The organism is Streptomyces spiramenti, assembly GCF_012034385.1.
GTDB lineage: Bacteria > Actinomycetota > Actinomycetes > Streptomycetales > Streptomycetaceae > Streptomyces > Streptomyces spiramenti.
The window spans coordinates 42,567-57,478 of sequence record NZ_JAAVJB010000001.1 but is presented as its reverse complement, the minus strand read 5'-3'; the positions used below and the strand labels follow the sequence as shown (position 1 = coordinate 57,478).

Annotated in this window: 1 protein-coding gene; it reads left to right on the top strand. The window is 75.3% G+C overall.

The features are described from left to right. Positions 1–15: 15 nt before the first annotated feature. A complete protein-coding gene (locus HCJ92_RS00090) occupies positions 16–14,889 on the top strand; it encodes a type I polyketide synthase (protein WP_167931257.1) in 14,874 nt (4,957 codons plus the stop codon). Positions 14,890–14,912: the final 23 nt, after the last annotated feature.

Below are 14,912 nucleotides of genomic sequence, written 5' to 3'. Positions count from 1 at the left end.
AGAAGCGAAACACCCATGCCGGACAACGACAAGCTCCTCGAGTACCTCAGGCGAGCCACCGCCGACCTGGGGGACGCCAGGCGGCGCCTGCGCGAGGCGGAGGACGCCCGCCACGAGCCCGTCGCGATCGTCGCCATGAGCTGCCGCTACCCCGGCGGCGCCGACACTCCCGAGCGGTTGTGGGACCTCGTCGACACCGCTACCGACGCCGTCACGGAGTGGCCCACCGGCCGTGGCTGGGACACCGAGGCACTCTTCCACCCGGACCCCGACCACCCCGGCACCTCCGCCACCCGCCACGGCGGATTCCTGCACGACGCCGCCGACTTCGACCCGGCCTTCTTCGGGATCTCGCCGCGCGAGGCGCTCGCCATGGACCCGCAGCAGCGCCTCGTCCTGGAGACCGCGTGGGAGGCGGTGGAGCGCGCGGCGATCGATCCGGCCGCGCTGCGCTCCAGCCGGACGGGCGTCTTCGTCGGCGCGATGCGCAACGACTACGGCAGCGCCTCGCGTGACGTCCCCGAACTGCAGGGCCTCCTCGACACCGGTACGGCGGCGAGCGTCGTCTCCGGCCGCGTCGCCTACACCCTGGGCCTGGAAGGCCCCGCGATCAGTGTCGACACCGCCTGCTCGTCCTCCCTGGTCGCCCTGCACCTCGCGGTCCGTTCGCTCCGGGCGGGCGAGTGCTCCCTCGCCCTCGCGGGCGGCGTCGCGGTCATGGCGACCCCGGACGCGTTCGTCGCCTTCAGCCGCCAGCGCGCCTTGTCCGCGGACGGGCGATGCAAGGCGTTCGCCGCGGCAGCCGATGGCACCGGCTGGTCCGAGGGAGCGGGGATCGTCGTCCTGGAACGCCTCGCGGACGCCCACCGCAACGGCCGCCGCGTACTCGCCGTCATCCGTGGTTCCGCCGTCAACCAGGACGGCGCGAGCAACGGCCTGACCGCGCCCAACGGCCCCGCCCAGGAACGCGTCATCGCCGACGCTCTGGCCGACGCACGGCTCGCCCCGGGCGACATCGACGCCGTCGAGGCGCACGGTACGGGCACCCGCCTCGGTGACCCCATCGAGGCGCAGGCCCTGCTGGCCGCCTACGGCCAGCGGCGTGACGCTGAACGACCGCTCTGGATCGGGTCGTTGAAGTCGAACATCGGCCACACCTCGGGCGCGGCCGGCGTCGGCGGCGTCATCAAGATGGTCATGGCGCTGCGCCACGGGCGGCTGCCCCGCACCCTGCACGTCGACGAGCCGACCCCGTTCGTCGACTGGTCACGGGGGGCCGTCCGCGTCCTCACCGAACCCCGGCCCTGGGGCGCGTCCGAGAGGCCGCGCCGGGCCGCGGTCTCCGCCTTCGGCGTGAGCGGTACCAACGCCCACCTCGTTCTCGAGGAGCACACCGCCGGGGACGTCGGGGAGACGGCCGCCCCGGCGGGGGCCGCTCCCGCCGAGGGCCCGCTGCCCTGGGTGCTGTCCGCCCGCGACGAGGACGCCCTGCGCGCCCAGGCCGCGCGCCTGCTCGCACACGTCGGCGCCGCGACGGGGGGCAGGTTCGGGGAGGTCCCGGACGGTGCCGTCGGCCGGGCCCTGGCGACGACGCGGTCCGCCTTCGAGCACCGTGCCGTCGTGGTGGCGGAGGACCGGGCCGGGTTCATCGGGGAACTGACCGCGCTCGCCGCGGGCACTCCGTCCCCGCGCCTCGTGCGGGGCACGACCGGGCCCCTCGGCAGGACGGTGTTCGTCTTCCCCGGGCAGGGCTCGCAGTGGCCGGGCATGGCCGTCGGCCTCCTGGACTCCGAGCCCGTGTTCGCGGACCGGATGGCCGCGTGCGAGCGGGCTCTCTCACCGTTCGTGGACTGGTCCCTGGAGGCCGTGCTGCGCGGCACGTGCGGCGCGCCGTCGCTGGAGCGCGTCGACGTGGTGCAGCCAGCGCTGTTCGCGGTGATGGTGTCGCTGGCGGCACTGTGGCGCGCGTACGGGATCGAGCCGGACGCGGTGGTCGGTCACTCCCAGGGGGAGATCGCCGCCGCCTGCGTGGCGGGCGCGTTGTCCCTCGACGACGCGGCCAGGGTCGTCGCGCTGCGCAGCCGGGCTGTGGGGGACATCGCGCGGCGCGGCGGCATGGCGTCCGTGCCGCTGCCCGCCGCCGACGTCGGCCCGCACCTGGAACCGTGGGGTGGACGGCTGTCCGTCGCCGCGGTCAACGGGCCCTCGGCCACGGTCGTCTCGGGAGACCCGGAGGCGGTCGAGGGCCTCGTCGCCGCTCTCGTCGCACGGGACGTGCGGGCACGCGTCATCCCCGTCGACTACGCCTCGCACTCCCCGCACGTGGCGGAGATCGAGGAACGGCTGCACACCGTGCTCGCGGACATCGCCCCGCGCGCCGCCGAGGTGCCGTTCCACTCCACGGTCGACGCCGGCCGGGTGCTCGACACCACGACGCTGGGCCCCGCCTACTGGTACCGCAACCTGCGGCAGACCGTGCGGTTCGAGGAAGCGATCCGGGGCCTGCTCGACGACGGGTACGGGTTCTTCGTCGAGGTCAGTGCCCACCCGGTGCTCACCGTGGGTGTGGAGCAAACCGTCGACTCCGCCGGCCTCGAACGGCCCACCGCCGTGCTCGGCACCCTCCGCCGTGACGACGGCGGCCCGCACCGCTTCCTGCTCGCGCTCGGCGAGGCCCACACCCGTGGCCTCTCCCCTGACTGGTCCCGCGTGTTCGACGGTCACGACGGGACGGCCGAACTGCCCACGTACGCTTTCCGAAGGCGCCCGTACTGGCTGGAGTCTCCGCCCACGACCGTGGCGGACGCACCAGCGGATCCCGTGGAGGACCGCTTCTGGGAGGCCGTCCGTACCGGCGACCTGCCCGAGCTGACCGCCACCCTCGGTGTCGGGCCGGACGAACCGCTCAGTGCCGTGCTGCCCGCGCTCGCCACCTGGCGGCAGCGCCGGGCCGAGCTCGCCACCGTCGAGTCCTGGCGCTACCGGCCCACCTGGCAGCCCCTGCCGGAGCCCGCCACCCCCCGCCTGGCGGGCACCTGGCTCGTCCTGACACCCGCCGCGCTCGCCGAAGAGGCCTGGACCCTCTCCTGCGTCAGCGCCCTCCGGGACCACGGGGCCACCGCGGTCCCCGTCGTCCTCGATACGTCCGACACCGCGCGCGGCCCGCTCGCCGCCCGGCTCACCGACGTCCTGGCCGGCGCCGTGCCCACGGGCGTCCTCTCGCTCCTCGCCACCGACGAACGACCGCACCCGGCCGGCCCGGCGGTGCCCGTCGGCGCCGCCCTCAACCTCGCCCTGGTGCAGGCCCTCGGGGACGCAGGCATCGACGCGCCGCTGTGGTGGGCCACGCGCGGCGCCGTCGCCGTCGGCCCCGCCGACGCGCCCGTCAGCCCGGCGCAGCACGTGAGCTGGGGCCTCGGCCGGTGCGCCGCCCTGGAACATCCGCGCCGCTGGGGCGGCCTCGTCGACCTGCCACCGGAGCTCGACACGCGGGCCGCGTCCCGGCTGTGCGCGGTGCTCGCCGCATTCGGCACCGAGGACCAGCTCGCCGTGCGCCGCGCGGGTGTCCACGGCAGGCGACTCGTCCGCGCCCCCCTCGGTGACGCCGCCCCCCGTCGCACCTGGACCCCGCGCGGCACCACGCTGATCACCGGCGGCACCGGTGGCCTCGGCGCGTACATCGCACGCTGGCTCGCCCGGGAGGGCGCCGAGCACCTCGTCCTCGTCAGCCGCCGCGGTCCCGCCGCGCCCGGGGCCGACGCGCTCGTCGAGGAGGTCAGGGGGCTGGGCACCCGTGCCACGGTCGCCGCCTGCGACATCACCGACCGGGACGCGCTCGCCTCGCTCGTCGCGGAACTGGCGGCGGACGGCTGCGAGATCCGTGCCGTGCTGCACGCCGCCGCCGGCGGCTCGCTCGTGGCCCTGGACGACACGGATCCCGACGAGTTCGCCGACACGCTGCACGCCAAGGCACGGGGTGCGTCGCACCTGGACGCGCTGTTCGACCGGGACACGCTCGACGCCTTCGTGCTGTTCTCGTCCATATCCGGCGCGTGGGGCAGCGCGATCCACGGCGCGTACGCCGCGGCCAACGCCCACCTCGACGCGCTCGCCGAGAACCGCCGGGCCCGGGGCCTCACCGGCACCTCGGTGGTCTGGGGTATCTGGAGCCCCGAGGACGGCGGCGGCATGGCGGCCGGCCTCGCCGAGGACCAACTGCGCGCGCAGGGAGTGGTGTTCATGCCACCCGCCACCTGCGTCGCCGCCCTCAAGCAGGTCCTCGACCACGACGAGACGCTCACCCTCGTCGCCGACATCGACTGGAACAGGTTCGCCCCGGTCTTCACCACCGGCAGGCCGAGCCCCTTCATCGGTGGTGTCCCCGAGGCCCGCGCCGCCCTGGCGCCGGGCCCCGCACCGGCCTCCGACGACGCGGCTCCGGCCACCGGGAGCCTCCGCGACCGGTTGCGCGACCTGACCGCGGCCGAGAGCGAACGCCTCCTGACCGACCTCGTGCGCACCGAGGCAGCCACCGTCCTCGGCCACGACACCGACGCGTCCATGGCGCCCGACCGCGCCTTCCGCGACCTCGGCTTCGACTCGCTGACCGCGGTGGAGATGCGCAACCGGCTCGCCGCGGCGACCGGTCTGCGCCTGCCCGTCACGGTCGTCTTCGACTACTCCTCGCCCGGCGCCCTCGCCCGCCACCTGCGCACCGAACTCCTCGGCGACCGGGCCGCCGTGGCCGCCGTGCCGAGGGTGCGCGCGGTCGCGGACGACGACCCGATCGTCGTCGTCGGCATGAGCTGCCGTTATCCGGGCGGTGTCGCCACCCCGGAGGAGCTGTGGCGGCTCGTCGCCGACGGCCGCGACGCGGTCGGCGGACTCCCCGCCGACCGCGGCTGGAACCTGGACGCGCTCTACGACGCCGACCCCGACCGGCCCGGCACCAGCTACGCGGCGGCGGGCGGCTTCGTCTACGACGCGGGCCGGTTCGACGCGGAGTTCTTCGGGATCTCGCCGCGCGAGGCGCTCGCCATGGACCCGCAGCAGCGGCTCCTCCTGGAGACGTCATGGGAGGTACTGGAGCGCGCGGGTGTGGACCCGCGCACCCTGCGATCCAGCCGTACCGGCGTCTTCGTGGGCGCCGCCTACCAGGGGTACGGCGGCAGCATGGACGATGTCCCAGAAGAACTCGAAGGGCTCTTCGTCGCGGGCATCTCCACCAGCGTCCTGTCCGGTCGCGTCGCCTACACCCTCGGCCTCCAGGGGCCGGCCGTGACCGTGGACACGGCCTGCTCGTCCTCGCTCGTCGCGGTCCACCTGGCCGCGCAGGCGCTCCGCAACGGCGACTGCGCCCTGGCCCTCGCGGGCGGCGCGACCGTGATCGGCTCGCCCCTGACCTTCACCGGTTTCAGCCGGCAGCGCGGGCTCGCCCCCGACGGCCGCTGCAAGTCGTTCGCGGCGTCGGCCGACGGCTTCGGCATGGCGGAGGGCGTCGGGCTCCTGCTCCTGGAGCGCCTGTCCGACGCCCGCCGCAACGGGCATCGGGTGCTCGCGCTCGTGCGCGGCTCCGCCGTCAACCAGGACGGTGCGAGCAACGGTCTCACCGCGCCCAGCGGCCTCGCCCAGCAGCGCGTGATCAACGAGGCCCTCGCCGACGCCGGTCTCACCGCGGCCGACGTGGACGCCGTGGAGGCGCACGGCACCGGCACCACCCTCGGCGACCCCATCGAGGCGCAGGCCGTCCTCGCCACGTACGGACAGGGCCGTGACGAACCCCTCCACCTGGGTTCGCTGAAGTCCAACATCGGGCACAGCCAGGCCGCCGCCGGTGTCGCGGGCATGATCAAGATGATCCTCGCCCTGCGCCACGAGGTCCTCCCGGCGACCCTGCACGTCGACGAGCCGTCCGCGAACGTCGACTGGTCCGCCGGCGCCGTCTCGCTGCTCACCGGAGCCGCGCCCTGGCCCGCGAACGGCCGCCCGCGGCGCGCCGGAGTCTCCTCCTTCGGTCTGAGCGGCACCAACGCCCACGTGATCGTCGAAGAGCCCCCCGTCGAACAGCCCCCCGCCGACGAGGAGCCCGCGCGGGCCGGGGCGGGGTTCCCCGACACGGACGTGCCGTGGGTCCTCTCCGCCCGTACGGGCGAGGCGCTGCACGAGCAGGCCGTGCGGCTGCGGGCGCATGTCACGGGCCTGCCCGGTCTGCGCCCCGCCGACATCGGGTACTCGCTCGCCACCACCCGTACCGCGTTCCGCCACCGCGCCGCCGTCGTCGGCCGCGACCGGGACACCCTGCTCGCGGCGCTCGACACCCTCATCGACGGTCGCACCGGCCCCGGCGCCGTGCGCGGCACCACCTCCCAGGACAGCCGCGCGGTGTTCGTGTTTCCGGGGCAGGGGTCGCAGTGGCCGGGTATGGCGCGTGAGTTGTTGGGGTGTTCGCCGGTGTTCGCGGCGCGGGTGGCGGAGTGTGCGGGGGCTCTGGGTCCCTATACGGATTGGTCGTTGGTGGATGTGTTGTGCTCGGGTGAGGGGCTTGAGCGGGTGGATGTGGTGCAGCCGGTGTTGTTCGCGGTGATGGTGTCGTTGGTGGAGGTGTGGCGGTCCTACGGGGTGGAGCCGGCTGCGGTGGTGGGGCATTCGCAGGGGGAGATCGCCGCTGCCTGTGTGGCCGGAGCGCTGTCGTTGGAGGACGCGGCGCGTGTCGTCGCGCTGCGCAGCAGGGCACTGGTCGCACTGACCGGCCGTGGCGGCATGCTGTACATCCCGCTGCCCGCGGAGCAGGTCGAGGCCCGGCTCGACACCTGGGCGGGCCGGTTGGACATCGCCGCCGTCAACGGCCCCACGACGGTGACCGTCTCGGGCGACTCCGACGCACTGGAGGAACTGCACGACGCACTCGCCGACGACGGCGTACTCTGCTGGCCCATCCCCGGGGTCGACTTCGCCGGGCACTCACCGCAGGTCGACGAGATCCACGACGAACTGCGCACCCTCCTGGACGGGATCACGCCCCGCTCGTCGCGCGTGCCGTTCTACTCGACCGTCACCGGCGGCCTGCTCGACACCTCCCGCCTCGACGCCGCGTACTGGTACCGCAACCTGCGCGAGCCCGTCGCCTTCCGCCGCGCCGTGGACGCCCTCCTCGCCGACGGCCACCGCCTGTTCGTCGAGGCCGGCGCTCACCCGGCACTCGCCGTGTGGATCCGGGAAGCCCTGGAGACGGCTGGCGCCGGCGGTGGTGTCGTGGGCACCCTGCACCGGGACGAGGGCGGCCGTGCCCGTGTGCTCACCTCGCTCGCCGAACTCCACGCACTCGGACACCCGGTGGACTGGGACGCGGTCTTCGACGGCACCGGTGCCCGCCGCTGCGAGCTGCCCACCTACGCCTTCCAGCGCCGCCACTACTGGATGGAGCCCTCGCGGCAGGAGACCGGGGGCGGCGTCCACCCCGTCGACCAGGGATTCTGGGACGCCGTGGCCGGAGCGGACCCGGACGCCCTCGCCGACCACCTGCGCGTGCAGGACGACGACGTGCGCGCCGCCATGAACGCGGTGAGGCCCGTACTCTCCGACTGGCTGCGCAGCCGCCGGAGCCGGTCCGTGCTGGACTCCTGGCGTCATCGCGTCACCTTCAAGCCCCTCACCTCGGAGCGGAGTTCCGGCCTCGGCGGGGCGATCTGGTGGCTCGTCGCGCCCGCCGCCGCCGAGTCCCCGGTCGTCGCCGGCTGCGTCCAGGCGCTGCGCGAGCACGGTGCACACCCCGTCCTGGTGGAACTCGACGCCGAGGACGTCGGGGAGCACGGTCGCCGACCCCTCGCCGACCGCCTGCGCGCTCTCGCCGGGAACTCCCCGGCAGTCGGCGTGCTCTCGCTGTTGGCGCTCGACGAGACCCCGTACACCGACGACACCGTCCTGCCCACCGGTCTCGCCCTCACCACCGCGTTGCTCCAGACGCTCGGTGACGCCGACGTCCGCGTACCGCTGTGGTGCGCGACCCGGGGCGCGGTCAGCGTGGGACGCTCCGACCGCCTCCGCGCACCCCTCCAAGCCCTGCTCTGGGGGCTCGGCGGGGTCGCCGCCGTCGAGTACCCCGAGCGCTGGGGCGGCCTCGTCGACCTGCCCGAACGCATCGACGAGCGGGCCCGCGGGCGGCTCGCCGCCGTCCTCGCGCACCCGGACGGCGAGGACCAGTTCGCCGTGCGCGCCTCCGGGGTCTTCGGGAGGCGTCTCGCCCGCGCGGAGCCGGCGCCCGAGCACGCCGCGGCCGACTGGACACCGGACGGCACCGTCCTGGTCACCGGCGCCACCGGAGGGCTCGGCGCCCGCATCGCCCGCAGGCTCGCCCGCAGTGGCACCGCACACCTGCTGCTCACCAGCCGCGCCGGCCCGGACGCTCCCGGTGCCGAAGCACTTGCTGCTGAACTCGCCTCCTCTGACGTCGAGTTCACCATCGCGGCCTGTGATGCCGCCGACCGCGACGACCTCGCCCGGCTCCTCGAAGGCATTCCGCCGGAGCGGCCCCTGCGCGCCGTGTTCCACGCCGCGGGTGTCCTGGACGACGGCGTCCTGGACACCCTCACCCCGGAGCGCGCCGCCGGGGTGCTGCGCCCGAAGGCGGACGCCGCGACCCATCTCGACGAGCTCACCCAGGACGCGGATCTGACGGCCTTCGTGCTGTTCTCCTCGCTGGCCGGGACCCTCGGCGGCACCGGACAGGGCAGCTATGCCGCAGCCAACGCCTTCCTCGACGCCCTCGCACAGGCCCGCCGCGACCGCGGGCAGCGGGCCACCTCCGTGGCCTGGGGCCTGTGGGGCGGCGACAGCCTGGCCTCGGGCGCCACCAGCGAACGCCTCGTCCGGGGCGGCCTGCCCGCGATGGACCCGGACCTCGCCGTGGACGCCCTGTGGCAGGCCCTCGGCGACGACGAGACACGGCTGATCGTCGCCGACTTCGCCTGGGACCGCTTCGTCCGCGCCTACACCGCGCTGCGGCCCAGCGCCCTCCTCGGGGACCTCCCCGAGGTCCGCCGCGCCCTCGCCGGGACCGCCGCCTCGCCCGGCGGGGGAGAGGACGGTCTCGCCGTCCGGCTGGCGGGACTGTCGGAGGCCGAACGCACCCAGGCACTGGCCGAGGTGGTGCGGAGGTGCGCCGCCGATGTCCTGGGCCACGACGATCCGGCCGCCATCGAACCGGGGCGCGCGTTCAAGGACCTCGGGTTCGACTCGCTGACCGCCGTCGAGCTCCGCGACCGCCTCGCCCGGGCCACCGGACTGCGCCTTCCCGTGACCCTCGTGTTCGACCACCCGACCACCGAAGCGCTCGTGGCGCACCTGTCCGCGCACGTGTCCGGGGGGCGGGCCGGCGCGGCCGGGCCCGCCCCCGCCCCCGCGCCTCGTGCGGTCCTGGCAGACGACCCCGTGGCCATCGTCGCGATGAGCTGTCGCTTCCCCGGTGGCGTCACCAGCCCCGAGGAGTTCTGGCAGCTCCTGGCGGACGGCACCGACGCCGTCTCCGGGTTCCCCACCGACCGCGGCTGGGACCTGGAGGGCCTCTACGACCCCGACCCGGAGAAGGCCGGCCGCACCTACGCCCGCGAGGGCGGCTTCCTCTACGACGCCGACCACTTCGACCCCGCCTTCTTCGGCATGTCGCCCCGCGAGGCCCTCACCGTCGACCCGCAGCAACGCCTGCTGCTGGAGACCGCGTGGGAGGCGTTCGAGCGGGCGGGCATCGACCCGCGGACCGTCAGGGGCGGTGACGGCGGCGTCTTCGTCGGCTCCAGCTACCGCGACTACGGCTCCCGTGTCACCGAGCCGTCCGAGGAGTTCGAGGGCTACCTCGGCATCGGTAGCGCCGGCAGCGTCGCCTCCGGGCGCATCGCGTACACCTTCGGCCTGGAGGGCCCGGCCGTGACCGTGGACACCGCCTGTTCCTCCTCCCTGGTCGCCGTCCACATGGCGGCCCAGGCGCTGCGAGGCGGCGAGTGCTCCCTGGCGCTCGCGGGCGGTGTCACCGTGATGGCGACACCGGGCGCGTTCGTCGAGTTCAGCCGACAGCGCGGCCTCGCGGCCGACGGCCGGTGCAAACCCTTCGCCGCCGCCGCCGACGGCACCGCGTGGGCCGAGGGCGCGGGCCTGCTGCTCCTTGAGCGTCTGTCCGACGCCCGGCGCAACGGGCATCCGGTGCTTGCGCTCGTGCGCGGTTCGGCCGTCAATCAGGACGGCGCCAGCAACGGCCTCACCGCGCCGAACGGGCCCTCCCAGCAGCGCGTCATCCGCCAGGCCCTCGCCGCCGCGGGCCTCGCGCCCGGCGACATCGACGCCGTGGAGGCACACGGCACCGGCACGAAGCTCGGCGACCCCATCGAGGCGCAGGCCCTGATCGCCACGTACGGGCAGCGCCCCGCCGAACGGCCCCTGCTCGTCGGGTCGCTGAAATCCAACATCGGCCACAGTCAGGCCGCCGCGGGAGTCGCCGGCATCATCAAGACGGTCCTCGCCATGCGGCACGGCACGCTCCCGGCAACCCTCCACGTCGACGAGCGGACGCCCTACGTGGACTGGTCCGCCGGCCATGTGCGGGTGCTCACCGAGAACACCGCCTGGCCCGACGGCGAGGGCCCGCGCCGCGCCGCCGTGTCGTCCTTCGGCGTCAGCGGCACCAACGCCCACACCATCCTGGAGCACGTCCCCGACCCGCCGAGGCCCGCGGTGACCCCGGCGTCGGGGCGGTGCCTGCCCTGGCTGCTCTCCGCCCGCGGCGAGGACGCTCTGCGCGCCCAGGCCCGCCGCCTCCTCGCGCACGTCGGAGCCGACGCGTCGCTCCACCCCGACGTCATCGGCAAGGGCCTGGCCACCGGCCGCAGCTCCTTCGAGCACCGGGCCGTCCTCGTCGGCGCCGACCGGCACGCGTTGGAGGCGGCCCTCACCGCGCTGGCCGATGGCACCCCGTCGGCCGACGTGGTCGCGGGTGTCGCCGGGCGCGGTGGCAGGACCGCCTTCCTGTTCCCCGGACAGGGCAGCCAACGCCTCGGCATGGGCGCCGAACTCCACCGGACCTCGCCGGTGTTCGCCGACGCGTTCGACGCGGTGTGCGCGGAGTTCGACCCGCTCCTGGACCGGCCGCTGCGCGACGTCGTCCACGCCGCGGCGGGAAGCGACGACGCGGCGCTGCTCGACACGACGGCCTACACCCAGCCGGCCCTGTTCGCGGTCGGCGTCGCCCTCCACCGGCTCGCCGAGTCGTACGGGGTGCGGTCCGACCTCGTCACCGGGCACTCCGTCGGGCAGCTGACCGCCGCGCACGTCGCGGGCGTGCTGTCGCTCCCCGACGCCGCCGCCCTGGTGGCCGCCCGGGGCCGGCTGATGCAGGCCATGCCCGACGGCGGCGCAATGGTCGCGCTCACCGTCCCCGAGGCGGACCTGCTCCCGCAACTGGCCGGAAGAGAGGCGGAGATCGCGATCGCCGCCGTCAACGGACCCGCCGCCACCGTCCTGTCCGGCGACGCGGCTGCCGTCGAGGCGATCGCGGCGCACTGGCGGGAGAGGGGCGCCAGGACCCGCCGCCTCCCGGTCAGCCACGCCTTCCACTCCCCGCACATGGACGGCATGCTGGCCGACTTCCGGGCCGTCGCCGAACAGGTCGCCTACCACGCGCCGAACACCCCCGTCGTCTCGGACCTGACCGGCGCACTCGCCACCGCCGCCGAACTGTGCGACCCCGGCCACTGGGTACGTCACGTCCGCTCCACCGTCCGCTTCCGGGACGTCGTGCGCACCCTGGAGGCCGCGGGCGCCACCGCCATGGTGGACCTCGGCCCCGACGGCGCCCTGGCGGCCCTCGGCCAGGACTGCCTCAGCGGGGACGCGGACGGTGTCCGGCTGGTGCCGCTGCTCCGCAAGGACCTGCCGGAGCCCGCCGCGGTCACCACCGCCCTGGCCCGACTGCACGTCCACGGCGTCTACCTCGACTGGGCGCCGCTGTTCGCCGACGTACCGGACGGCCGTGCGGCTCTGCCCACGTACGCCTTCCAGCGCTCCCGCTACTGGCTCGCGCCCACCCCCGCGGCGACTGACATGCCCGCGGCGGGCCTGCTGCCGTCCACACATCCCCTCCTCGGCGCGGGCTCCCCGCTCGCCGAAACCGGCGGCTTCCTGTTCACCGGCCGGCTGTCCGTCGCCGCCCACCCGTGGCTCGCCGACCACGCCGTCCACGGCGGTGCGCTCCTCCCCGCCACGGCCTTCCTCGAACTCGCCGTCCACGCGGGCGACCGCACCGGTTGCGCGGAGGTCGACGAACTCACGCTGGAAGCCCCCCTGACCCTGCCGGCCCGCGGCGCCGTCACCCTGCAACTCACCGTCCAGGCACCCGACGCGACCGGCGGCAGGGCCTTCGCCGTCCACGCGCGGCCCGAGCACGCCGCGCCCGACGAGCCCTGGACCCGGCACGCGAGCGGTCGCCTCGCCGACGGCACGCCGACCGACGCCGCCGACCTCACGGCATGGCCGCCCCCGGGAGCCGAACCCCTGTCCGTCGACGGCCTCTACGAGCGCCTCGCCGGCGGCGGATTCGCCTACGGTCCCGCCTTCCAGGGACTGTGCGCAGCCTGGCGTCTGGGGAACGACGTCTATGCCGAGGCGCGCCTCCCCGAGGCACAGCGGACGGACGCGGGCCGCTACGGGCTGCACCCGGCGCTCCTCGACAGCCTGCTGCACTCGCTGGCGTTCGGCGTACTCGAAGGCAGCGACCGGAGCTGGCTGCCGTTCTCCTGGAGCGGTGTACGGCTGCACGCGTCGGGCGCGGCGGCCCTGCGGCTGCGCATGACGCCCACGGGGCGCGATTCCGTCGCCCTGACGGTCGCCGACCCCTCCGGATCCCTGGTCGCCACCGCCCGCTCCCTGGTGCTCAGGCCGGTGACCGCCGAGCGGATCCAGGAGTCCCGCACGGGTGCGCACGAGGACTTGTTCCGTCCGGAGTGGCCCGTCACCGCGCCCGTCCGCGAGGTGCCCACGTCCCTGGCCGTGCTCGGAAACTCCTTCGCGGACCTCGCGCCGACCCACGAGGACCTCACCGCCCTGGGCGCCACGATCGACGCCGGCGCCGAGCTGCCGGCCTTCGTGCTGACCGCGCTGCCGGGCTCGGGCGGCGGCACGGACGGCGACGGCACGGGCGGTGGCGCCGGCGACACGGCCCGCGCCGTCCACGAACTCACCGCCCGCGTACTGGAACTGGTGCGCACCTGGCTCACCGACGAGCGGTTCGAAGGGGCCAGGCTGGCCCTCGTCACCGAGGGCGGCGTCCCCGTGGCCCCCACGGACGACGTACCCGACCCGGCACACGCCGCCGTGTGGGGCCTGGTCCGCTCCGCGCAGACCGAGAACCCCGACCGGTTCGTGCTCCTCGACACCGACGGCGACCCGGCCTCGCGCGCCACCGTGACCGCCGCGCTCGCCACCGGCGAACCCCAACTCGCCCTCCGCGCCGGACAGCTCCACGCCGCGCGCCTGGCCCGCGTTCCCCGGACCCTGCCCGAGCGCGGAACCCCGTGGGACCCGGACGGCACCGTCCTGATCACCGGCGGGACCGGCTCCATCGGCGCCCTGGTCGCCCGCCATCTCGCCGGCGAGCACGGCGTACGGCACCTTCTGCTCACCAGCCGCAGCGGGACCGACGCCGACGGCGCGGGCGCACTCCTCGCCGACCTGGCAGCAGCGGGCGCCGACGCCAGGATCGTCGCCTGCGACGCCGCCGACCGGGTGGCCATGGCGAAACTCCTGGACGGCCTCGAGCCCCCGCTGCGTGCGGTCGTGCACACCGCCGGCGTCATCGACGACGGCGTGGTCGCCGACATGGCGCCCGAGCAGCTCCACCGCGTGCTGCGCCCCAAGGTCGACGCCGCCGTCAACCTCCACGAGCTGACCGCCGACCAGGACCTGTCCGCGTTCGTCCTGTTCTCCTCCATCGCCGGGGTCTTCGGTGGCATGGGGCAGGCCAACTACGCGGCGGCCAACGCCTTCCTGGACGCCCTGGCCCACCGGCGACGCGCCCGAGGCATGCCCGGCGTCTCGCTCGCCTGGGGCCTGTGGGCCACCGGCGGCGGCATGACCGGGCACCTGGGCGAGGCCGACCTGGCCCGGATCGCCCGCGGCGGCATCGTCCCCTTCGCACCGGCGGACGGGATCGCCCTCTTCGACACGGCCACCGCCCTGGACGCGCCCGCTCTCCTGCCGCTGCGCCTCGACACCGGCGCCCTGGCGGCACAGGCCGCCGCGGGCGGGGTGCCCGCCTTCCTGCGGGGACTCGTACGCGCACCCGTACGCCGCGCCGCGGCGGCCGACGGCCCCGGTCACGACGGCGCCGACGCCCTGCGGCAGCGCCTGGCAGGGCTGCCCCCGGCCCGGCGCGAGCGGATTCTCGTCGACGTGGTCCGCACCCACGCCGCCCTGGTGCTCGGCTTCCCCGATCCGGTGGCAGTCGGTGCCGAACTGCCGCTGTTGGACATCGGCTTCGACTCGCTGACCGCAGTGGAGCTGCGCAACCGGCTGCGGGGCGCCACCGGTCTGGCCCTGCCCGCGACGCTGCTCTTCGACCACCCCACCGCCGTAGCGGTCGCCCGCCACCTCGCCGAGGAGATCGCCCCCGGGGACGAACCGGGCGGGCCCGACCCCGCGGTCCTCGCCGGACTCGACGGCCTGGAGACCGCGGTGCGTGACGCCGTGCACGACGACGCAGTCCGCACCGCGCTGACGGCCCGGCTCCAGGGCCTCCTGGAGACGCTCCGCCCGCCCTCCGCCCCCGAGGCGTCCGCCGTCGAGGACCGCATGGGCTCCACCGACGACGAGCTCTTCGACTTCATCGACAGCGAACTCGGCAGTCCATGACGCAGCCGCCGCGCTCACGACCC